This is a genomic window from Mycobacterium sp. ACS1612 (assembly GCF_001667505.1).
Classification (GTDB): Bacteria; Actinomycetota; Actinomycetes; order Mycobacteriales; family Mycobacteriaceae; genus Mycobacterium.
In genome coordinates this window covers 57,757-78,837 of record NZ_LZHZ01000023.1, presented here as the reverse complement: position 1 = coordinate 78,837, position 21,081 = coordinate 57,757, and the positions used below count along the sequence as shown (strand labels likewise).

General features: G+C 66.7%; 24 protein-coding genes, 1 tRNA gene and 1 pseudogene. 16 read left to right on the top strand and 10 right to left on the bottom strand.

Annotated features, from left to right (window positions below; genetic code table 11):
* Positions 1–73 precede the first annotated feature (73 nt).
* A complete protein-coding gene (hisC, locus tag A5724_RS09895) occupies positions 74–1,123 on the top strand; it encodes a histidinol-phosphate transaminase (RefSeq protein WP_067800072.1) in 1,050 nt (349 codons plus the stop codon).
* Here hisC and A5724_RS09890 read toward each other — a convergent pair.
* Positions 1,120–1,701, bottom strand: a complete 582-nt coding sequence (locus tag A5724_RS09890) for a TIGR03086 family metal-binding protein (protein ID WP_067800069.1) — start codon at positions 1,699–1,701, stop codon at positions 1,120–1,122. The two genes, hisC and A5724_RS09890, sit on opposite strands and share 4 nt — an antisense overlap.
* A 40-nt stretch (positions 1,702–1,741) precedes the next feature.
* Between A5724_RS09890 and A5724_RS09885 the strand changes: the two genes are divergently transcribed.
* The 4 genes and pseudogenes from A5724_RS09885 (at position 1,742) to A5724_RS09870 (ending at position 4,536) form a co-directional block, all read left to right on the top strand.
* On the top strand, positions 1,742–2,185 hold the full coding sequence (locus A5724_RS09885; RefSeq protein ID WP_067800065.1) for a hypothetical protein: 444 nt from the start codon (positions 1,742–1,744) through the stop codon (positions 2,183–2,185).
* Between the two features lie 20 nt (positions 2,186–2,205).
* Positions 2,206–2,792: pseudogene (locus tag A5724_RS09880) on the top strand (enoyl-CoA hydratase-related protein).
* A 131-nt stretch (positions 2,793–2,923) separates the two neighbouring features.
* A complete protein-coding gene (locus tag A5724_RS09875) occupies positions 2,924–4,030 on the top strand; it encodes a type III polyketide synthase (protein WP_082964946.1) in 1,107 nt (368 codons plus the stop codon).
* Positions 4,031–4,035: 5 nt separating this feature from the next.
* On the top strand, positions 4,036–4,536 hold the full coding sequence (locus A5724_RS09870; protein WP_067800062.1) for an isoprenylcysteine carboxyl methyltransferase family protein: 501 nt from the start codon (positions 4,036–4,038) through the stop codon (positions 4,534–4,536).
* Here A5724_RS09870 and A5724_RS09865 read toward each other — a convergent pair.
* Both A5724_RS09865 and A5724_RS09860 read right to left on the bottom strand, forming a co-directional pair.
* Entirely contained in the window at positions 4,502–5,434 is a 933-nt protein-coding gene (locus A5724_RS09865; RefSeq protein ID WP_067800060.1) for an NAD(P)-dependent oxidoreductase, read from the bottom strand. The genes A5724_RS09870 and A5724_RS09865 overlap by 35 nt on opposite strands.
* Positions 5,434–5,841: a hypothetical protein gene (locus A5724_RS09860; RefSeq protein ID WP_067800056.1), complete on the bottom strand. Its 408-nt coding sequence runs from the start codon at positions 5,839–5,841 to the stop codon at positions 5,434–5,436. The genes A5724_RS09865 and A5724_RS09860 overlap by 1 nt, the downstream gene beginning before the upstream one ends.
* 43 nt (positions 5,842–5,884) lie before the next feature.
* Here A5724_RS09860 and A5724_RS09855 point away from each other — a divergent pair, with 43 nt between their 5' ends.
* Positions 5,885–7,282, top strand: a complete 1,398-nt coding sequence (locus A5724_RS09855; protein ID WP_232004763.1) for a PLP-dependent aminotransferase family protein — start codon at positions 5,885–5,887, stop codon at positions 7,280–7,282.
* Positions 7,283–7,710: 428 nt separating this feature from the next.
* Here the strand turns inward: A5724_RS09855 and A5724_RS09850 are convergent.
* Together A5724_RS09850 and A5724_RS09845 are read right to left on the bottom strand one after the other, a co-directional pair.
* A tRNA-Ser gene (locus tag A5724_RS09850) sits at positions 7,711–7,797 on the bottom strand.
* A gap of 41 nt (positions 7,798–7,838) precedes the next feature.
* Positions 7,839–8,351, bottom strand: coding sequence for a MarR family winged helix-turn-helix transcriptional regulator (locus tag A5724_RS09845; protein ID WP_067800053.1), 513 nt, complete (start codon positions 8,349–8,351; stop codon positions 7,839–7,841).
* Between the two features lie 78 nt (positions 8,352–8,429).
* Here A5724_RS09845 and A5724_RS09840 point away from each other — a divergent pair, with 78 nt between their 5' ends.
* Entirely contained in the window at positions 8,430–9,410 is a 981-nt protein-coding gene (locus A5724_RS09840; RefSeq protein WP_067800050.1) for an NAD(P)H-quinone oxidoreductase, read from the top strand.
* On the opposite strand, the gene A5724_RS09835 is transcribed toward A5724_RS09840, so the two are convergent.
* Entirely contained in the window at positions 9,402–10,598 is a 1,197-nt protein-coding gene (locus A5724_RS09835; RefSeq protein ID WP_067800048.1) for a cysteine desulfurase-like protein, read from the bottom strand. The two genes, A5724_RS09840 and A5724_RS09835, sit on opposite strands and share 9 nt — an antisense overlap.
* Positions 10,599–10,722: 124 nt before the next feature.
* Here A5724_RS09835 and A5724_RS09830 point away from each other — a divergent pair, with 124 nt between their 5' ends.
* The 5 genes from A5724_RS09830 to A5724_RS09810 are packed head-to-tail and all read left to right on the top strand — an operon-like array spanning position 10,723 to position 15,730.
* Positions 10,723–12,666, top strand: coding sequence for a DUF6541 family protein (locus A5724_RS09830; RefSeq protein WP_067800043.1), 1,944 nt, complete (start codon positions 10,723–10,725; stop codon positions 12,664–12,666).
* 16 nt (positions 12,667–12,682) lie between these two features.
* Positions 12,683–13,180 carry a bacterial proteasome activator family protein gene (locus A5724_RS09825; protein ID WP_067800040.1) on the top strand — a complete coding sequence of 166 codons (498 nt, stop codon included), beginning with the start codon at positions 12,683–12,685 and terminating at the stop codon, positions 13,178–13,180.
* Between the two features lie 6 nt (positions 13,181–13,186).
* On the top strand, positions 13,187–13,987 hold the full coding sequence (locus tag A5724_RS09820) for an ABC transporter ATP-binding protein (protein ID WP_067800038.1): 801 nt from the start codon (positions 13,187–13,189) through the stop codon (positions 13,985–13,987).
* Between the two features lie 16 nt (positions 13,988–14,003).
* Positions 14,004–14,903, top strand: a complete 900-nt coding sequence (locus A5724_RS09815) for a glycosyltransferase (protein WP_067800115.1) — start codon at positions 14,004–14,006, stop codon at positions 14,901–14,903.
* The gene (locus tag A5724_RS09810) at positions 14,900–15,730 is read left to right on the top strand and encodes an ABC transporter permease (protein WP_067800034.1); all 831 of its coding nucleotides are present in this window, start codon (positions 14,900–14,902) and stop codon (positions 15,728–15,730) included. Before A5724_RS09815 ends, A5724_RS09810 begins: the two co-directional genes overlap by 4 nt.
* Here A5724_RS09810 and A5724_RS09805 read toward each other — a convergent pair.
* Positions 15,727–16,245 carry an isoprenylcysteine carboxylmethyltransferase family protein gene (locus A5724_RS09805; RefSeq protein ID WP_067800113.1) on the bottom strand — a complete coding sequence of 173 codons (519 nt, stop codon included), beginning with the start codon at positions 16,243–16,245 and terminating at the stop codon, positions 15,727–15,729. The genes A5724_RS09810 and A5724_RS09805 overlap by 4 nt on opposite strands.
* 92 nt (positions 16,246–16,337) lie before the next feature.
* Here A5724_RS09805 and A5724_RS09800 point away from each other — a divergent pair, with 92 nt between their 5' ends.
* Together A5724_RS09800 and A5724_RS09795 are read left to right on the top strand one after the other, a co-directional pair.
* On the top strand, positions 16,338–16,964 hold the full coding sequence (locus tag A5724_RS09800) for a TetR family transcriptional regulator (protein ID WP_067800031.1): 627 nt from the start codon (positions 16,338–16,340) through the stop codon (positions 16,962–16,964).
* A complete protein-coding gene (locus A5724_RS09795) occupies positions 16,961–17,284 on the top strand; it encodes a zf-TFIIB domain-containing protein (RefSeq protein ID WP_067800029.1) in 324 nt (107 codons plus the stop codon). The genes A5724_RS09800 and A5724_RS09795 overlap by 4 nt, the downstream gene beginning before the upstream one ends.
* On the opposite strand, the gene A5724_RS09790 is transcribed toward A5724_RS09795, so the two are convergent.
* Complete coding sequence (locus A5724_RS09790) at positions 17,281–18,009, bottom strand: phosphotransferase family protein (RefSeq protein WP_067800026.1); 729 nt, start codon at positions 18,007–18,009, stop codon at positions 17,281–17,283. The genes A5724_RS09795 and A5724_RS09790 overlap by 4 nt on opposite strands.
* 32 nt (positions 18,010–18,041) lie before the next feature.
* Here A5724_RS09790 and A5724_RS09785 point away from each other — a divergent pair, with 32 nt between their 5' ends.
* Entirely contained in the window at positions 18,042–18,686 is a 645-nt protein-coding gene (locus A5724_RS09785) for a phosphatase PAP2 family protein (protein WP_067800023.1), read from the top strand.
* Here the strand turns inward: A5724_RS09785 and A5724_RS09780 are convergent.
* Positions 18,683–19,126, bottom strand: coding sequence for a carboxymuconolactone decarboxylase family protein (locus A5724_RS09780; RefSeq protein WP_067800020.1), 444 nt, complete (start codon positions 19,124–19,126; stop codon positions 18,683–18,685). The genes A5724_RS09785 and A5724_RS09780 overlap by 4 nt on opposite strands.
* Positions 19,123–19,599 (bottom strand): carboxymuconolactone decarboxylase family protein, encoded by a 477-nt coding sequence (locus A5724_RS09775; protein WP_067800017.1) that lies wholly within the window; start codon positions 19,597–19,599, stop codon positions 19,123–19,125. The genes A5724_RS09780 and A5724_RS09775 overlap by 4 nt, the downstream gene beginning before the upstream one ends.
* 49 nt (positions 19,600–19,648) lie before the next feature.
* On the opposite strand from A5724_RS09775, the gene A5724_RS09770 reads away from it, so the two are divergent.
* Positions 19,649–21,061, top strand: coding sequence for a PLP-dependent aminotransferase family protein (locus tag A5724_RS09770; RefSeq protein WP_067800014.1), 1,413 nt, complete (start codon positions 19,649–19,651; stop codon positions 21,059–21,061).
* Positions 21,062–21,081: the final 20 nt, after the last annotated feature.

Below are 21,081 nucleotides of genomic sequence, written 5' to 3'. Positions count from 1 at the left end.
CGCCGATCCGACAGCGTACACAGGGGCCACAGGCGAAGGCAAAGCGCAGGTAAGCCACCCATAAACTGGTCAGGTGACCGCCCGCCTTCGCGCCGAACTCGCCGACCTGCCCGCCTACACCCCGGGTAAGACCGTGCCGGGCGCGATCAAGATCGCGAGCAACGAGACGGTGCACGGTCCGCTGCCCAGCGTGCGGGCCGCGATCGACAAGGCCGCCGACAACATCAACCGCTACCCGGACAACGGGTACGTCGAGCTGAGGGACCGGCTGGCCAAACACGTCGACGTGGCACCCGAACAGGTCTCGGTCGGCTGCGGATCCGTCAGCCTGTGCCAGCAGTTGATCCAGATCACCTCAACCGTCGGCGACGAAGTGCTGTTCGGTTGGCGCAGCTTCGAGATCTACCCGTTGCAGGTCCGCACGGCGGGAGCGACGCCGGTGCAGGTGCCGCTGACCGACTACACCTACGACCTCGACGCGATGCTGGCCGCCATCACCGACCGCACCCGGTTGATCTTCGTCTGCAATCCGAACAACCCGACCAGCACCGTCGTCGACCCTGACAAGCTGGCCCGGTTCGTCGAGGCCGTGCCGCCGCACATCCTGATCGCTCTGGACGAGGCCTACGTCGAGTACATCCGCGACGGTATGCTGCCCGACAGCTTCGGACTGGTCCGCAAGCACAGCAACGTCGTTGTGCTGCGGACGTTTTCGAAAGCCTACGGGCTGGCGGGGCTGCGGATCGGCTACGCGGTCGGCGACCCGGACATCATCACCGCGCTCGGCAAGGTCTACGTGCCGTTCACCGCGACCAGCATCTCGCAGGCCGCCGCCATCGCATGCCTGGACGCCGCAGACGAACTGCTTGCTCGCACCGACTCCGTTGTCGCCGAACGCGCCCGCGTCACGGCCGCACTGCGCGACGCCGGCTACACCGTGCCGCCGTCGCAGGCCAACTTCGTCTGGCTGCCGTTGCCCGGACGCGCCCGGGAATTCGCGGCCGACTGCGCGAACGCCCGCGTGATCGTCCGCCCCTACGGCGACGACGGCGTGCGCGTGACCGTCGCCGCACCACACGAGAACGACGCGTTCCTTTCCTTCGCCAAAGGCTGGCAGCGCTAGTCCGGTTGCCGGCCGGTGTAAGCGACCAACCGATCCATCGCGCGGGCGTCCATCGCCACATCGACCGGGTCGTCGAACCCAGCCCTGGTCCGGCCTTCGGGCGTGATGATCGATTTGGCAAGGCCCAGCACGTAGTCCGAAAGCGAATCCGGCGCGTCCACCTCGCGCCCTGTCGCTTTCGCGTAATCCCAAGCGTGCACCAGGAATTCCAACGACAGAATGCCCGCCATGATCTTCGCGGGCGCCTCCCCGGACTGGAACGGCACTGTGCCGTCGAGGCCACGCTTGTGCCACGCGTCCAGCGCCGGCCGGCCCGCCATCACCACCTGACGTTCCACCGAATCGGAACTGTCCCGTTCGGGAAACTGCGCACCCGCCGCGCCGCCGATCACGGTGATCGAGTTCAACAGATGGTCGGTCAGTTGCGCGATGTTGAATTCGCGGCACGGCGTCTGCTTCGACTCGTCTTCCTTAGCGAGCCCGTGCAGCACGTGCTGCAGCACTGCGAAAGCCTTCTCGGCGCTCCGCAGTTCATCGGTCGGCGGTGAATCGGGTCCAGGGCGCAGATCGTCAGGCATGAGCTCACGCTACGACGCCCCACCGCATATCGTTGCCGGGATGAGGACGCACGTTTTGGTGGCAGCGGCCGCGCTGGTGACCGTCGGCCTGACCGCCGGTTGCGAGCGCACCACACCCGGTACCGTGGCGATGACCACCGAACCGGGACCGCCCATCACGTCCACCACGAGAGAGCCGCGGACGACGTCGATACCCGGGTTGCCCAGCATCCCGCTACCGGACATTCCGTTCCCCGGCTTCCCGCGCAACACCGACGTTCCCGAGGTGCCCGCACCGCCCGACGCGCTGACGATGAAGTGCGAGGAGTTCAACAAGCTCGACGAGGCCACCCGGCTGGCCGTCATCCGCGCGATCCTGGCGCAGGAGAACAATCCGCTCGGGCCCAACGGCGAATCCGTCGGGCAGATGCTCGTGGAAGCGGCGTGCCAATTCTTGCCCTCGGCAACGGTCAGCGAGGTGCTGATGGGAACGCCGCCCCGCTAACTGGCTAGCCTCTCGAGTTCATGGGCGAAACGTATGAATCCGTCACCGTCGACATCGAGAACCACGTCGCGCAGGTGACGCTGGTCGGTCCCGGTAAGGGCAACGCGATGGGACCGGCGTTCTGGGCCGAGATGCCCGAGGTGTTCGCCAGCCTCGACGCCAACCGCGACGTGCGGGCGATCGTGCTGACCGGTGCGGGCAAACACTTCAGTTACGGGTTGGACCTGCCTGCGATGGGCGGTTCGCTCTCCGAGGTGCTCGGCGGCGGCGCGTCGGCGCGGCCGAGGGCCGACTTCCACCAGACCATCTTGCGGATGCAGGGCGCGATCAACGCGGTCGCCGAGAAGATCGGATGGTCAACGAGGTCTACCCCAACGCCGAGGCTTCGCTGGCCGCGGCGCACGCGACGGCGACCGAAATTGCCGGCAATCCGCCGCTGGTGGTCAACGGCGTCAAAGACGTGCTCGATCAGCAACGCATCGCCCGTGTCTCGGAGAGCCTGCGCTACGTGGCGGCACGGAACTCGGCTTTTCTGCCGTCAAAAGACTTGGCTGAGGGTTTTCGAGCGACGTTCGAAAAACGCAAACCCGAATTCACAGGCGAATAAATTATCCGCTCCCAGCTGCGGATACGCTGGACGTCGGCATTGAATTGGCTCGGTTCGAGAAAAGAAGTGTTTAGCGTCACTTATTAGCCACTGTTTTGAATCTTTTACCGCGCTGCGCCGTATAGGTGGGTATGACGGATACGACCCACTCCTTTTCCATGGAGCACATCGCGGAGCGGCGCACCGGCGCTCCACACATCGCAGGCACTGCCGTTGCATTGACCAGCCACCGCTACGACCAAGACGAAGTAGCGCGAGTACTGACCAGCGGCCTCGGGCCGGAGTTCGCCCGATTCGCGCAGACCAGCGGAGTGCAGACCCGCAGCCTGGCGCTGCCGCTGCATCGCTATCCCGAACTGACCGGATTCACCGAGGCCAACACGGCATATGTCGAGGTGGCCGTCGAGTTGGGTGAGCAGGCCGTGCGCTCGGCGCTGGAGGCAGCCCACGTCGCCGCGAGTGAGGTCGACGCCATCGTGATGGTGTCCAGCACCGGTGTCGCGGTGCCGACCATCGACGCGCGACTGGCGTCGCGGATCGGATTCCGGCCGGACGTCAAGCGCATCCCGTTGTTCGGGCTCGGCTGTGTCGCGGGCGCGGCGGGCATGGCCCGCGTCCACGACTACCTGCGTGGCTTCCCCGGCCACGTCGCGGTGCTGTTGTCGGTGGAGCTGTGCTCACTGACGCTGCAGCGCGACGACATGTCCATCCCCGCGCTCATCGGGGCGTGCCTGTTCGGCGACGGCGCTGCCGCCGTCGTCGTCACGGGATCCGACCGTGTTCCGGTGGCGCCCACGGCGTATCCGGGGCCGTCCGTGCTGGCCACCCGCAGCCGGCTGTTCCCCGACACCGTCGACGTGATGGGCTGGAACGTCAGCTCGAGCGGCTTCGGTCTGGTGATGTCCCGCGACGTGCCGCACATGGCCGATCGGTATCTCGGCGACGAAGTCAACAGCTTCCTCGCCGACCACGGCCTGACCAAAGACGACATCGACGCGTGGATCTGCCACCCGGGCGGTCCCAAGGTGCTCGACGCGGTCGAGCGCGCTGTCGACCTACCGCCGGAAGCCGTTCGACACAGCCGGGAATCCATGCGGGACAACGGCAACTTCTCCTCGGCGTCGGTGCTCGACGTCCTGCATCGCACGCTTGCGACGTCGCCGCCGGAAGGGTCGCTCGGTGTGATGCTGGCGATGGGACCGGGTTTCAGCTTCGAACTGCTGCTGCTCGCCTGGTAGCCGCCATGTACTACTTGTTCATTCTGGCCATCGCGGCGGAGCGGCTTGTCGAGCTGGTCGTGTCGCGGCGCAACGCCAATTGGTCATTTGCCAACGGCGGCAAGGAATTCGGTCGGGGCCACTATCCGGTGATGGTCGGCATGCACGCGCTGTTGTTGGTGTCGTGCATCGCCGAGGTGGCGGTATTCCATCGGCCGTTCCTGCCGTGGCTCGGCTGGCCGATGGTCGGTGTGGTGGCGCTCAGCACCGTGTTGCGGTGGTGGTGTGTCGCCTCGCTCGGCAAGCACTGGAACCCCAGGCTCATCGTCATTCCCGGTGCGGTGCTGGTGACCCGCGGCCCCTATCGCTTCATGCACCACCCTAATTACACCGCGGTGGCGGCGGAGGTGGCGGCACTGCCGCTGGTGCACTCGGCGTGGCTGACCGCGATCGTGTTCAGCATCGCCAACGCGCTGGTGCTCAACGTGCGGATCAGGGCCGAGAACTCAGCGCTGGGCTACGCGTGACGGGCGCCCAGCCCAGTTCCGCCTTGGCTTTCGCGTTGGACAACGGCAGCCAGGTGTCGCCGAACGCCACTGCCGCATACGGCGCGACGAGTCCGAACAGCCGTCGCGGCACGGACACCGGCTTCGGCCGGTGCAGGTCGGCGGCCATCTCGCGGATGTAGTCGCCGAATGACTGCGGTCGGTCGTCGACGATGTTGTAGATCTGGCCGCCGCGGCCCTTGGCGACCGCATCGGCCGTCGCCCTCGCGACGTCGTCGATGTGGATCCACGACACGATCCCCGTGCCGGTCACCGCCGGCATCGCGCACAGCTTCACCAGCCGGGTGAACAATTCGGTGTGCGGCACACCCGGGCCGTAGAAAGCGCCATAGCGCAACACGATTCCCTCGGTGTCGCTGTGCTCCCCGGAGGTCAGCACGGTCTGCTCCATGTCGCGCAGCGCCTCGAGCATCGCCTCCCCGCCGGGCGGCGGTGGGCCGGGATAGGGGTCGGACTCGTCCATCAGCGCGGGGCCGGTGGACGGATAGCCGTACGCGAAGATCACCGACTCCGCGACGAACCTGCGCACGCCCGCGCGTTGGGCTGCGGCCACCAGATTCGGCGCGCCGCGGCCCCACAGAGCGCGTGCCGGTTCAAATTCCTTGACCCGCATGGGTCCTCGCTTCGGCAGCGTGGTCAGCAGGCTGACCACCACGTCGGGTCCGGTCTCGGCGACCACGGCGTCGATCTGGTCCGCGTCGAAGACATCGGCCACCACCGGCTTGGCACCCGCCTGCTCGATCTGCGGCGTCTTCGACGGCTCCCTGGTCAATCCGACGACGTCGTGGCCGCGGGCGGTCAACTCCTTCAGCAGCGGACGGCCGGGCACGCTGGTCGCGCCGGCCACCAGTACCCGCATCAGCTCCTCTCCTCGGCGAGGCTGGCGCGCAACGCAAATGCGAGGAACACGGTGGTCACCACCAAGCCGGCGGCCTCCAGCCAACCGATCGACTCACCCGCGGCGTGGTGCGGGTCGATGATGTGGCTGATCGCATGCAGGGCCCAGTGCAGTGTGGCGAACGCCAGAGCAGGCACCCGCCACGACGGCCAGCGCAGCGCGCCGAGCAGCATCAGGCCGAGCGGGAATTCGAACGAGGCGTTGTCGAAGATGTAGTGGTCGTTGCGACTGCCGAAATTGCCCAACGCGTCGAAGAACGTGCCCGGGGCGACAAGCATGAAGAGCCCGACGATCACCGAGTACAACCCGAACACCACCAGTACGACCTCGACGTAACGGGTCCTTGTGCGGATGGGTGTGGTCGTCATAGGTTCACGCTAGCTTCTGACTGGCCTCAAGATAGGCACCACTTTGGGAAAGATTTCGGGTACCACTCCTGGTCCGGCCGGACCAGAGCTTCTGGTCGAGCTCGATCGCGCCGCGCCGGAACCGCTGCACCGCCAACTCGCCAACGGCCTGCGCGACGCCATCCGCGCGGGCCGCTTGACGCCGGCGACCAGGCTGCCGTCGACCCGGGTCCTGGCCGCCGACCTGGGCGTGTCACGCCGGCTTGTCGTCGACGCGTACAGCCAGTTGACGGCCGAGGGGTTCCTGCTCAGCCGGCATGGGTCCGGCACGCAGGTGGCGGCGGTCGACACCGCCCCCGCTCTGCCGCGTGACGCCGCCGAGCCCACCAAGCCGTTCGACATCGACTTCGCGCCCGGATCGCCGGATCTCGGCAGCTTCCCGCGGGACGCCTGGCTGCGTGCGCTGCGGCAGGGCTTGAGCGAAATCGAGTCGCAGGCATTCGGATACGTCGCGCCACAGGGCCTGCGCTCGGCGCGCGTCGCGGTGGCCGACTATCTCCGGCGTACCCGCGGTGTACTCGCGGACCCTGACCACATCGTGCTGTGCTCCGGTGCGACCCAGGCCGTTGCACTGCTGGCCTCCGCGCTGTCCGATCACACGATCGCGATGGAGGATCCCGGCTTCTGGCTTCATCGAACGGTATTGCAACACAATGGGATCGATCCGGTCCCGGTGGGGATCGACGACGATGGCCTCGACATCGAGGCGCTGGCAGCGACGAATGCCACCGCGGTGCTGACCACACCTGCGCATCAGTCGCCGACGGGTGTGGTGCTGTCCCCCGCACGGCGCGCAGCCCTGATGCAGTGGGCCCGGGCAGGTCACCTCGTCATCGAGGACGACTACGACGCCGAGTACCGATACGACCGTGCACCGGTCGGCGCGCTGCAGGGCATCGCACCCGATCGCGTGGTGTACCTCGGCTCGACGAGCAAGACCCTGGCGCCCGGCCTACGCATCGGGTGGATGGTGTTACCCGCGAACGTCGTCAGCGCGGTGAGATTCGCCAAAGGACTCGCCGACACCGGCAGTTCGGTGATGGATCAGATCGCGTTCGCCAAACTCCTGGACTCCGGGGGTTACGACAGGCACCTGCGGCAGATGCGCCGCCGCTATCTGACGCGGCGAAATACGTTGCTACAGGCGCTGTCCCAATACCTTCCCGAGGCGACGGTGCTCGGCGCGGCCGCAGGCGTACACCTGACGGTGCTGTTTCCCGACCGCTTTCCGATCGCAGAACTCGTCGATCGCGCGGCGGCGATGCGCGTCAGGGTCGAACCGCTGGCACCGTGTTACGCCGAACCCGCCACGGCGCCACCGGGTTTGATGCTCGGTTACGCCAACCTGACCGAGTCGCAGATCGTGGCCGGTGTGCAGGCGTTGAGCTGGGCCATTCGTTGACGTCAGCCACCGCCGCAGCCGCCGCCACATCCCCCGCCGCCGCAGCTGCTTCCGCCCCCGCAGCCTCCACCGGGGTCAGTTGAGCCAGCGCCCACGGCGCCCGCTGTGCCCGCCGCCCATAGCTTGCGGCGCCGGGACCGTCGCGGTCGATCGGCCATCCGTTGCGAGTGCGCGAGCCAGAGAGGGTCTTCGGCCGGCAGATGGACCTGCGGTGTCTGAGATTGCTTCCGAACACCGGACCGTGCGGGTGCACGGTTTAACCACCCAGGTGGTCAGCGCGATGATGAGCAGCGATACCCCGATCGCTACGACAGCCCCCGTCATGTTGCGAGGCTACGCCGGTTTGATCGTGATTCGGGCGCTACTCAGAGAATGCATCAGGCCGACTTTTGCTGATGCAACTTTCGCAAGCGAAAATCCCTCGAAAGCGGTGGCGGAGGGATTTGAACCCCCGGACGGTTTTAGCCGTCTCTCGCTTTCAAGGCGAGTGCATTAGGCCGCTCTGCCACGCCACCGCCGACAAGGGTACGGGGTGGGTGTCAGGCGACGCGACGGGCTAGACGCGACCGAGTTTGGCCGGCGGTGCACCTGCCTTCAGTGCCGCGCTGATTCGCCGGCAGTTCTCGCCCATCGCAGCGATCTGCGGGCGAGACAATCTACCGAGAAAGTGTGTGCGTACCCCCTGGCCGTAGGTCAGCATGGCCTCGGCCACCGCGGTGCGCCCCTCGTCGGTGATCGACGCGAGCACACCCCGTCCGTCGTCGGGACTGGCGCCGCGGCGTACCAGGCCCTGAAGTTCCAGTCGCCGAATCTGCCGGGTCACCCGGCTCGGCAATGACATCAGCGCGTCGGCGAGGTCCCCCATCCGCGCCGACCCCGTCGCGGACTTGTCCAAGATGTCGAGCAGCCGCACATCATTCAGGGTCAAGTGATGTGCGTCCACCAGCGACCGGTTCAGGGTCGCATACATTCGCAGCGCTGAGTCGAGGAAGTTTTGCCACGACCTCTGTTCAGCGATATCTAAGCCAGGCATATCACTGGCGGTGCGCCCGGCAATCATCCCCTCCATTTCGCTATAGTAAAGCAGGCAAGCATAGCTACGGGAGGGAAAGCCAGACTGTACTCAGTCCGTAGTAGGGTTGAGCCGATGCGTGCGATCGTGGCCGAGTCAGCCGATCAACTCACCTGGCAAGAAGTTCCCGACATCACCCCGGATTCCGGTGAAGTCCTCATCAAGGTAAGTGCAGCGGGGGTCAACCGTGCCGACCTGTTGCAGGCCGCCGGCAACTATCCGCCCCCTCCCGGAGCCAGTCAGACGCTCGGTCTCGAGGTGTCCGGAACCGTCGCCGAGGTCGGCGCCGGGGTCACCGGGTGGGCGATCGGGCAACAAGTCTGTGCTTTGCTGGCGGGCGGCGGCTACGCCGAATTCGTCGCTGTGCCCGCCGGCCAGGTGATGCCGATTCCCGGCGATGTACCGCTGCATCATGCCGCTGGATTGCCCGAAGTGGCGTGCACGTTGTGGTCGAACCTTGTCATGACCGCGGGCCTGACAGCCGGTCAATTGTTGCTGATCCACGGCGGAGCCAGCGGCATCGGCACGCACGGCATTCAGGTGGCTCGCGCGCTGGGCGCCAGGGTGGCCGTCACCGCGGGTGCGCAGAACAAGCTGGACCTCTGCGCCGAACTCGGTGCCGAGATCACCCTCAACTACCGCGATGAAGACTTCGTCGAGCGGGTGCGCGCTGAAGGTGGCGCCGACGTGATCCTCGACATCATGGGCGCCAAGTACCTCGACCGGAACATCGACGCGCTCGCCACTGGCGGTCGGTTGGTGATCATCGGCATGCAGGGCGGCGTCAAGGCCGAACTCAACATCGGCAAGCTGCTCGGCAAGCGCGCGGGCGTCATCGCCACGGCGCTTCGGTCGCGCCCGGTCAGTGGCCCAGGCAGCAAGAGCGAGATCGTCAGCGAAGTGGTCGCCAACGTCTGGCCGATGATCGCCGACGGTCAGGTGCGCCCGATCATCGGCGCCGAGTTCCCGATCAAGGAGGCCAAGGCCGCCCACGAGTTGCTCGCCTCGGGTGAGGTATCAGGGAAAATCCTGTTGCGCGTTGGGGATTCAGCCTAGCGAGGCCAAAGCGCGGACGAGTTGATCGACCTCCGCGGTCGTCGAGTAGTGCGCAAGCCCGACCGTCACTGCGCCGCCGATGTCGTTGACCCCGATGACATCCAGCACCCGCGAACTCACGTTGGAGATCGCCAGGACGCCGTTGTCGGCCAGTCGCTGCACGACCTTCTCGGCGGGCACATCGGTGACCGCGAAACTCAGCACCGGGATGTGCGCCTCCGGTCTGCCGATCACCATCACCGTCGGCAGCGACCGCAGCGAGGTCAGCAGATAGTCGAACACTCGGTTCATGTAGGTCGACGCGGATTGCATTGACACCGAAAGACGTTCGCGCCGTGAGCCCTGCGCCGACTCGTCGAGGCCCGCCAGATACTCGATGCTCGCGACAACGCCTGCGAGCAAGCCGAATTGATGCGTGCCCACCTCTAGGCGCGCGGGGCCGGTGGCATACGGGTTGAGCGATACCGAACTGAACGAGTTGATCAGCGACGGGTCTCGGAACACCAGCGCGCCGATCGGCGGACCGCCCCACGCCATCGCGTTGACGGCCACCACGTCAGCGTCGATCTCATGGATGTCAATGAGCCGGTACGGCGCGGCCGCCGAATGGTCGACGACCACCAACCCGCCCACCTCGTGCACCAGCTTGGTGACGGGTCGCAACTCGGTCAGCGTGCCCAGCGTCGAGGAGGCTGAACTGATCGCGACCAGACGGGTGGGCGCGGCGATCAGGCCCTCCCACTGCCAGGCGGGCAGCTCACCGGTCTCGATGTCGACCTCGGCCCACTTCACTTTGGCGCCATAGCGGTTGGCGGCCCGCAACCACGGTGCGATGTTCGCCTCGTCGTCGAGACGGGTCACCACCACCTCGTAGCCGAGACCCACTCGCGACGAGGACGCGTCCGCCAGTGAGGTCAGCAGGACCGCGCGGTCGGCGCCCAGCACCACTCCCCGCGGATCGGCGTTGATCAGATCGGCAACGGCCTGGCGCGCGGCGTCCAGCAGTGCGGCGCTGCGTCTTGCCGACGGGTGTGGTCCCACCGGGGTCGGCATCGATCCGCGGAACGCGGTCGAGACCGCTCTGCCGACGGTGTCAGGGAGAAGCATGCCGTGCTGCGCATCGAAGTGCACCCAGCCATCGCCCAACGAGGGGTGCAGACCGCGCACCCGGGCGACGTCGTATGCCATGCCAGCCCACCTTAGAGCCTCTGTGAGTCCGTGAACCGAGACGATTTTGGCGGATGCCCGGCCGCGCCGTGTCGCTGCCCATGCCGTGCCCGGACCGAGTCACCTGGGCAGCCATACTAGTCCAGTGAGCTTCGGGTTCGGAGTGCTAATTGCACTGTTGTTGCTAGTGATCCCCGGGGCAGTGGTGGCACGCGTCACTCGGCTAACTTGGCCGACCGCCGTCGCGGTCGGTCCGACGCTGACCTACGGCATTGTCGCGCTTGCGATCGTTCCGTATGGCGCACTCGGCATCCCGTGGAACGGTTGGACGGCATTGTTTGCTCTGGCCATCGTCACGGGCATCGCGGTGGGTTTGCGGGTGGTGCTGGCCCGTGTTCGCGACGTCGACGCCGAGGCACGGGCGGCAAGTCGCGGACCCGCGCTCGTGGTGGCCGCAGGCGTGCTGCTGGGCGCCTTGCTGATCGGGTTGGCGGCGGTTCGGGGCATGCCGAACTGGCAGTCGATCCCCAGTAACTGGGATTCGGTTTGGCACGCGAACACGATTCGCTTCATCCTCGACACCGGCCAGGCGTCGCCGACCCACATGGGTGAGTTGCGTAACGTCGAGACCCACGAAGCGCTGTACTACCCGTCGACCTTCCATGCGCTGGCCGCGGTATTCAGTCAGGTGTCCGGCGCCGCGCCCACCACCGCCTACACGCTGAGCTCCCTGGCCGCCTCGTTATGGCTGTTCCCGGTCAGCGCCGCGGCGCTGACGTGGCATCTGCTGCGCGGCCGGACCGACGAATTCCGTGCGGCGGGCGCCGCGGCCGCCGCGGCCGCGCTGTCGGCGTCGTTCACCGCCCTGCCGTACGTCGAGTTCGACGTCGCGTCGATGCCGAATCTGGTCGCCTACGGCCTCGCCGTGCCGACCATGCTGCTGGTCGTTTCATCGCTGCGTCACCGCGACCGCATCCCGCTGGCCGTGCTGGCCCTGCTCGGGGTGTTCTCCGTGCACATCACCGGCGGCGTGGTGACCGTCCTGTTCATCGGCGGGTGGTGGCTCTTCGACGCGTTGTGGCGCCCCGTCCGCGGGCGGGCCGCCGACTTCGTCACGCTGTTGATCATCGGGGTGCCGGCGTTGGCGCTGCTACTGCCCCAGTTCCTCGGCGTGCTGCAGGAGGCCGACATCATCGCGGGGCATGCATTCGTCACGCACGAGGGCAAGAAGCGCGGCCTCATCGACGCCGTCGTGCAGCACACCCGCCACCTCAACGACTTCCCCATCCAGTGGGTGCTGATCATCCTGGCGGCCGTCGGGGCGATCGTGCTGATCGTGCGACGAGTGTGGTGGCCGTTGGCGGTGTGGGCGCTGCTGGTGCTGGCGATCGTGCATTCGTCGGCACCGTTCGGCGGGCCGATCGGCGCGATCACCGGGAAGTTCAGTGACCTGTTCTACAGCGATCCGCGGCGGCTGTCGGCGGTGGTCACGATGCTGCTGGCGGCCGCGGTCGGCATCGCGGTGTTCACGCTGGCGTCGGCATTGGTGGCGGGCGCGCGCAAGGTGATCGGGAGAGGCGGTCCACGCGCCTGGCACGCGGCCACCGCGGCCATCGTGGTGGCAGTCAGCATCGGCATCGGGCTCGCGTATCTACCGCGGGCCCAGTTTCTGTTCGGCGAGAAGTACGACCGGGTGATGGTCGACGCCAAGGATCTGCAGGCGTGGGCGTACCTGGCCACCCTGCCAGGAGCCCGGGACACCCTGATCGGCAACGCGAACACGGACGGCACGGCGTGGATGTACGCCGTGGCCAATCTGCATCCGCTGTGGACGCATTACGACTACCCCGTCCAGCAGGGGCCGGGCTACCACCGATTCATACTGTGGGCCTACGCCGACGACGCGGACAGAGACCCGCGGGTGGCCGAGGCGGTCAAGGCGCTCAACGTCCGCTACGTGGTCACGAGCACACCGGTGGTCCGCGGGTTCGTCATGCCCGACGGGCTAGTGTCGCTAGATAGGTCACGGTCGTGGGAGAAGATCTACGACAACGGCGAGGCCCGAATCTACGAATGGCGCGGGAACTAGAGGGAACGCAGAGGCAATGACTGCAAACACCGACGACGACAACATCGAGATCATCAGCGGCGATTCCAGCGATGAGGAGAGCGACAGCAAGTCGCTGACCGACCTCGTGGAGCAGCCCGCGAAGGTGATGCGGATCGGCACCATGATCAAGCAGCTGCTCGAGGAGGTGCGCGCCGCACCGCTGGACGACGCCAGCCGCAACCGGCTGCGCGAGATCCACCGCACCAGCATTCGCGAACTCGAGGACGGGCTGGCGCCGGAGCTGCGTGAGGAGCTCGAACGGCTCACGCTTCCGTTCACCGAAGAGGCCGTTCCTTCCGACGCCGAGTTGCGCATCGCCCAGGCTCAACTCGTGGGCTGGCTCGAGGGGCTGTTCCACGGCATTCAAACCGCGCTGTTCGCCCAGCAGATGGCCGCGCGGCAGCAACTGGAGCAAATGCGCGGCCAAGGCGCGCTGCCGCCCGGCGTCGCTGTTCCCGGCCAGCGCGGCGGCGGGACCGGTCAGTACCTGTAGACAAGCGTGGTCCACATCGAGACCCACAACGCGTGGGTGGAGTTCCCGATCTTCGACGCGAAGACACGCTCGCTGAAGAAGGCGTTCCTCGGCAAGGCCGGCGGCGCGATCGGGCGCAACGAGTCCAACGTCGTGGTCATCGAGGCGTTGCGCGACATCACGATGTCGCTCGAACTGGGTGACCGGGTCGGGCTGGTCGGACACAACGGTGCCGGAAAGTCGACGCTGCTGCGGCTGCTGTCCGGCATCTACGAACCCACCCGCGGGGTGGCCACGGTCACCGGTCGGGTGGCGCCGGTGTTCGACCTCGGCGTCGGCATGGATCCGGAGATCTCGGGTTTCGAGAACATCATCATCCGCGGGTTGTTCCTCGGCCAGACGCGAAAACAGATGCTGGCCAAGGTCGACGAGATCGCGGAGTTCACCGAACTCGGCGATTACCTGTCGATGCCGCTGCGCACCTACTCGACCGGCATGCGGGTGCGGTTGGCGATGGGCGTAGTCACCAGCATCGACCCCGAAATCCTGCTGCTCGACGAGGGTATCGGCGCGGTGGACGCCGACTTCCTGAAGAAGGCCCAGACGCGGCTGCAGAATCTGGTCGAGCGGTCCGGAATCCTGGTGTTTGCAAGCCATTCCAACGAGTTCCTGGCGCGGCTGTGCAAGACCGCGATGTGGATCGACCACGGCACCGTCAAGATGACCGGCGGCATCGAGGAGGTGGTCGGCGCCTACGAGGGGCCGGACGCCGCGCGGCACGTTCGCGAGGTGCTGGAAGAGAACGCCCGTGAGCGGGCGCATGACTGAGGCCGTGAGCGCGCGCATGACTGAATTCGTGTGCACCGTGGTGGTCACGCATCGGCGCCCCGACGAACTGGCGAAGTCGCTTGAGTCCGTTTCCGTGCAGACGCGGACGCCCGACCATCTGGTGGTGGTGGACAACGACGACGATCCGCGGGTGCGCGAGATCGTGAACGCCCAACCGATCGCATCGACCTATCTCGGTTCGCGCCGAAACCTCGGCGGCGCAGGCGGTTTCGCGTTGGGCATGTTGCATGCACTCGCGTTGGGCGCCGACTGGGTATGGCTGGCTGACGACGACGGGCGGCCCGCCGACTCCGAAGTACTGGGCACTCTGTTGGCGTGCGCTTCGACGTACCGGCTCGCAGAGGTGTCACCGATGGTGTGCGACATGGCGGATCCGCAACGGCTGGCTTTCCCGTTGCGCCGAGGACTGGTGTGGCGTCGACGCGCAAGCGAATTGCGCACAGGGACCGAGGATCTGCTGCCGGGGATCGCATCGCTGTTCAACGGCGCGTTGTTCAGGGCTTCGACGCTGGAAGCGGTCGGTGTCCCTGACCTTCGGTTGTTCGTGCGTGGCGACGAGGTGGAGGTGCACAGGCGGCTGCTGCGCTCCGGGCTGCCGTTTGGGACCTGCCTGAACGCGGTCTACCTGCATCCGCACGGCAGCGACGAGTTCAAGCCGATTCTCGGCGGGCGAATGCATACGCAGTACCCCGACGACGCGTCGAAGCGGTTCTTCACCTACCGCAACCGTGGCTATCTGATGTCACAACCTGGTATGCGAAAACTATTGCCACAGGAATGGATCCGGTTCGGCTGGTATTTTCTGGTCTCCCGGCGGGACCCCGCAGGGCTGTGGGAGTGGATTCGGCTGCGGCGCCTGGGCCGCCGCGAAAGATTCGAGAGGCCGACGCAGTGACGTTCACCGACGCGGCAGCGCGGTCGCGCACGATGAGCCGCGCATGGGGCGATCTTGTCGCCGGATTCGGCAAGCGTGAGCTGTGGCTGCACCTGGGCTGGCAGGACATCAAGCAGCGTTACCGGCGTTCGGTGCTTGGCCCGTTCTGGATCACGATCGCCACCGGCGCCACGGCAATCGCCATGGGCCTGCTGTACTCGAAACTGTTCAAGCTTCCGCTTGCTGAGCATCTGCCCTACGTCACGCTTGGCCTCATCATCTGGAACCTGATCAATGCCTCGATCCTGGAAGGCGCCGAGGTGTTCGTCGCCAATGAGGGCCTGATCAAACAACTTCCGACGCCACTGAGCGTGCATGTCTACCGGTTGGTGTGGCGGCAGGTGATCCTGTTCGCGCACAACATCATCATCTTCGTCGCGATCGCGATCATCTTCCCCAAGCCGTGGAAGTGGACCGACCTCGCCGTCATCCCCGCGCTCGGCCTGATCGTGCTGAACATGGTCTGGGTGTCAATCTGTTTCGGCATTCTGGCCACCCGCTATCGCGACATCAGCCCGCTGTTGTTCAGCCTCGTGCAGTTGTTGTTCTTCATGACGCCGATCATTTGGAACGAGTCGACCTTGCAGCAGCAGGGTGCGGGCTCCTACGCCAGGATCGTCGAGCTTAATCCTCTGCTGCATTACCTCGACATCGTCCGGGCGCCGTTGCTCGGCGCCGATCAGGAGTTGCACCACTGGGTGGTGGTGATCGTGCTGACCGTGGTCGGCTGGATGTTCGCCGCGTTGGCGATGCGCCAGTACCGCGCGCGCGTGCCGTACTGGGTCTAGACGCGACTCGGTTCCCACGCCGTGGGTCGGGGAATCCATCGGGGAACGTGACGCCGGTATTCGTCGTAGTCGGCCCCGAAGCGCTTGCACAAGTGCGGCTCCTCGACGGTCCGGATCGCGATCAGCACGCAGGTGAAGAAGAACGCGAACCAGCCCAACAGCCAAGGCGACGCGAAGACGATCGCGATGCCGATTTGAATGGCGAACACGCCCGTCATCATCGGGTTGCGGACGTAGCGATACGGGCCGCGGACGACCAGTTTCACCGGTGAGCCGATGGCCAGCGTGCCCTCACCGACCCGGTCGAACAGCACCACGGTCCATACCAACATGGCGAGGCCCGCGGCGATCAACAGGCCGCCCCCGGTGGCGAGCGCCAATCCCTTGGCGGTGCTCAGGTCCGGCGCTGAGACGCCGGTGGCCGCCGCGATGGCCCACGGGATGAAGACCGTCATCATCACCGGCGCCAACAGCACCGAAAGCAGATGCCGCCACCACAGCCGTCGACGTGTCATTTCGAGAGCCTCCTTCTTCAACGGTCGCTGAAGAAGCACGCTACGCTTCGGGGCCAATAAACGTCAACGGTTGTTGAAGTACGCTGCTCCCCATGACGGAGAGCCGGAAAACCGGCAGGTGGCGGACGGGCCAGCTGAGCAAGCAGCGCATCCTCGAAGTGGCTCGCGAACACTTCAAGCGCGGCTACGAGAACGCCACGGTTCGCGGCATCGCCGGCGACGCGGGGGTCGACGTCGCGATGGTGTACTACTTCTTCGGCAACAAGGAGGGGTTGTTCGCCGCGGCGGTGATCGACGTCCCCGAGCATCCGCTGCACCAGTTGCCCGCCCTGCTCGAGGACGGCCGCGACGACATCGGTGTGCGCCTGGTCCGGCGATTCATCGAACGTTGGGACGAGGGCGACACCTTCGAACCGCTGTTGACGGTGTGGCGCTCGGCGGCGGATCAACCGTTGGCGCGCCAGCTACTTCACGACACGTTGGCCGGCCCGGTCGCAGGTCGGGTGGCGTCGGAGTTCGGCGTCGACGATGCGGTGCTGCGTGTCGAACTCGTCGCGTCGCATTTGATGGGGCTGGCGTTCGCGCGCTACCAATTGAGGATCGAGCCGATGGCGTCGGCCGGCGTCGACGAACTCGTGGAATGGGTCGGCCCGACGGTGCAGCGTTACCTCACGGGTCCCAGGCACTTCACAGGATGCTCGACCGTTGAGGACGTATGAGCATCCCGCCATACGAGCCACCGAAGTCCACTCCGTCCCCCGGCGTGGGGAACACGCTGCTGTGCCCGAAGTGCGCAGGCGTCATGAAGACTTACGAGCGCAACGGCATCCACCTCGAGCAGTGCGACACCTGCCGCGGCATCTTCCTCGACTTCGGCGAACTCGAGGCGCTCACCCAAATGGAGAACCGGTTCGTGCAGGCTGCTCCCCCGCCACCGCCGCCCGCCCAGCACGGCTACGACTACGGACCGGGCTGGGGCCATCGCGGCAACAGGTACTACCGCAAGCAGGGATTCGGCCGCCTGTTTTTCTCCAGCTAGCGCATCCGCTCACATGCGGCGCGCAGCATCTCGTCGTCGGGATAATGCGCGGCGGCCTGCACGACAGCGGCGCGAGCGAACGGTTCGAGCACCGGCCACGGGTCACCGGGTGGCAGCGCGCAACCACCGGCCTCGCGGTAAGCCTGAAGGAACGCGGCCCAGTCGACGTCGGGGATGAGGCCCGCGGCCCAGAATCCCGAGGGCCTGGCGAGGTCCCATGCCGGATCGCCGACCCCGAGGTCGTCGACGTCGATCAGCAGCCACGATCCGGCCCGCCTGCCCAACTGACCGAGGTGCCAGTCACCGTGCACCAACGTCGACGGCCGGTCCGGTGAACCTGCCCGCCACGCCTCGGTAGGCAATTCGGCCGCCGCCCGCCGGACGACGTCGTCATCGGTGGCACGCAGCATGCGTCGTAGCCGCTGTGGCCAGCCGTGCGGCAGCCGGGCCGCCACGGGTTCGCTGTGCAGCTGCGCCAGCAGCCGTCCGGCGTCCGCCCATGGCGCGCATTCCGGTTGCCGCACAACGGTTTCCACCCTCGGCCAGCGGGTGCGCCAACGCATGCCGACCCGCTCGGGCGTCACGTCGAGCGGCGCCAACAACGAAGCCGACCCCGCCGCGATGCGAAGACGGGTCGCCAGCGCACGCGGATCGGTACCGGGCCGGTGCACCTTGTAGACGACATCGCCGTCGATGAATACGTCGGCACCGGATCGGGTTCGCACCCCTCGACCATCACATACGGCAAACTGTCGCCGTGACCGATCGTCCGCCTCCGCTGCCGTTCTGGCTGCGGTCATCGATATGTTTGATGGCGTCGGTGATCTTCTTCGCGTTGCTTCTGGCCGTGGCCTACAACATCCGCGAAGGCGGCGATGCGGTCTGGCTCGACGGTGCGGTCGCTGCGCGCGTGCATCCGCACGTCGCGCCGGAGCGGACGAAGGTCGCGCTGACGCTGACCCAGATCGGGTCGCCGAATTTCGTCGTGCCCGCGACGCTGGCGGTCGCGTTGGTCAGCGCCGTCGTGCGCCGATCGGCGTGGACCGGGATCGTGGTGATTGCGACGGTCGGGTTGGTGGGGGTCGGCAGCACTGTCGGCAAGCAGATCATCACGGCCGCCCATCCAGTTGGCTCAGCTCATCTCACCGAACACACCTTCCCGTCCGGCCACGTCTCCGCGGCGGTGTCGCTGTTGGGCGTCGCGGCGATCGCGTTCGGGGCGAAGCCCCGCCATTTCCTCGTCTGGCTCGGCATCGCCGTCGTCGCCGCGGTCGTTGCCGCGACGCGCATCTACCTCGGCGTCCACTGGTTCTCGGACACCTTGGGCGGGGTGTTCCTCGGGTGCAGCGCGGTCTTCGCCGCGGCGGCGCTGTTACCCGCCCGGAAACCTCACCCGCCCTAGTGCTTGGGCAGCGGCAGGCGTGTGGTCACCCCGATGCGGTTCCAGGCGTTGATGGTCAGCGCCATCGCGATCACCTGACCCAGCTCACGTTCCGAGAATGCCGCTGCCGCACGGGCATACACCTGGTCGGAGACATGATGACGGGCGAGATCGGTCATCTCCTCCGTCAGCGCCAGCGCCGCCTGCTCCTGCTCGGAGTAGACGCCCTCGGCCTCCTGCCAAGCGGGCAACAGCGTCAACTTCTGCTCGTTGATCCCGCGCTTGCGGGCGTCGGTGCTGTGCATGTCAAGGCAGAACGCGCAGTGGTTCATCTGCGATGCGCGAATCTTGATCAGCTCGGCTAGATCCGGACGGAGATCCTTGGCCGCCGCGGCGTTCAGCGTCACCATCGCCTCGTACACCTCGGGCGATACCCGGTTGAGGTTGATCCGGCGGCTCATCGGCGCGGCGGTTCCAGGCGAATGGTCACGTTGATGCGGTTCCACGCGTTGATGGTGACCGCCATCGCAATCACCTGGCCCAGCTCACGTTCGGTGAAAACCGCTGCGGCCCTTGCATACACGTCATCGGGGACATGGCCGTTGCCGAGTTCGGTGACGGCCTCGGTCAGCGCCAGCGCTGCGCGCTCACGCTCGGTGAACAGGTCCCCGGCCTCTTCCCAGGCCGCCAGCACGTCCAGCTTCTGGTCGCTGACACCGTGCTTGCGGGCGTCGCGCGTGTGCATGTCGAGGCAGAACGCGCAGTGGTTGATCTGCGAGGCGCGGATCTTGATCAGCTCGCCGAGTTCCGGTTCGACGTCCTTGGCGGCCGCGGTGCTCAGCGCCATCATCGCGTCGTAAAGCTCCGGCGACGTCTTGTAGATCTTGAGCCGGCTCGTTGGCAGGTTGTCCAGTGTCTCCGATGTTGTCGTCATACCGTCGACATTAACCGTCAAAGTCCCACAAACATGGTTCAATCCAGCTATGGAATCGTGGGCCAATTCTGGGAGGCGTGATCTCCACCTCGATCTTGGGCCGCCCATCACTCCCGGCGCCCGGGGCGCGCGGGAACTGCTGCTCACCGCCCTGCGTGACGCCGTCCGTGCCGGGCGCCTGGCACCCGGCACGATGCTGCCGCCGTCGCGCACCCTGGCCGCCGACCTCGGATTGGCCCGCAACACCGTGGCCGAGGCGTACGCCGAACTGGTCGCAGAAGGATGGCTCGCATCCAGGCAGGGCACGGGTACATGGGTGGTCAACGTCGGAGGCACTGACACGCCCGCGATCTCTCGCGGTGTCCGCGTCGTCCCGACCCACAACCTGATGCCCGGTTCCCCCGATGTGTCGGAGTTTCCGCGCGCCGCATGGGTGGCCGCGACCCGCAGGGCTCTGACCAACGCGCCCACAGATGCGCTGCGGATGAGTGATCCGCGCGGGCGGCCCGAACTTCGCGACGCCCTCGCCGAATACCTCACCCGGGCCCGCGGCGTGCGCACCTCGGCGGAGGCCATCGTGATCTGCGCCGGTGTCCGGCATGCGATCGAACTGCTGGCGCGCGCCGTCGGCGGACCGATCGCCGTTGAGGCCTACGCGCTGCACATCTTCCGCGACGCCATCGCCGCCCTCGGGGTATCGACCGTGCCGATCGGCCTTGACGAAAACGGCGCCGTGGTAAGCGATCTCGATGCACTCGACGTCCCTGCGGTGCTGCTCACCCCGGCCCATCACAACCCGCAGGGCGTCGCACTGCATCCGGTGCGGCGCACGGCCGTCGTCGAATGGGCGCAGCGCACCGGGGGCTACATCTTCGACGACGACTACGACGGCGAGTTCCGATACGACCGGCAGCCGATCGGCGCGCTGCAGGCGCTGGACCCCGACCACGTCGCATACATGGGATCGGCGAGCAAGGCCCTGTCGCAGACTTTGCGGATCGGCTGGATGGCGCTGCCGGAGGACCTCATCGAACCGGTCATCGAGGCCGGGGGCGGGCATCAGTTCTACGTCGACGCGATCAGCCAGCTCGCCATGGCTGACTTCATCAGCAGTGGCCAGTACGACCGCCACATCCGCAAGATGCGGGTGCGTTACCGGCGGCGCCGCGACGCTCTTGTCGAGGCGCTGACCGGCTTCGACGTCGAGATCAGCGGCCTGTCCGCAGGCGTCAACGTGCTGTTGACCCTTCCCGACGGCAGCGAACCCGAGGTGCTGCGCCGGGCCGGGGAGGCAGGCATCGCGCTACAAGGGCTGTCACGGATGCGCCATCCGCTGGCCGGCCGGGACGTGCCCGATCGCGACGGGATCGTCGTCGGCTTCGCCGCACCGTCCGAGCACGCGTTCGCCGCCGCGGTGGAAGCGCTGTGCGCGGTGCTGAGGGCCAGCAGCCTGGCTGGCTAAGCTGCCCGGGTGGCCGAGCC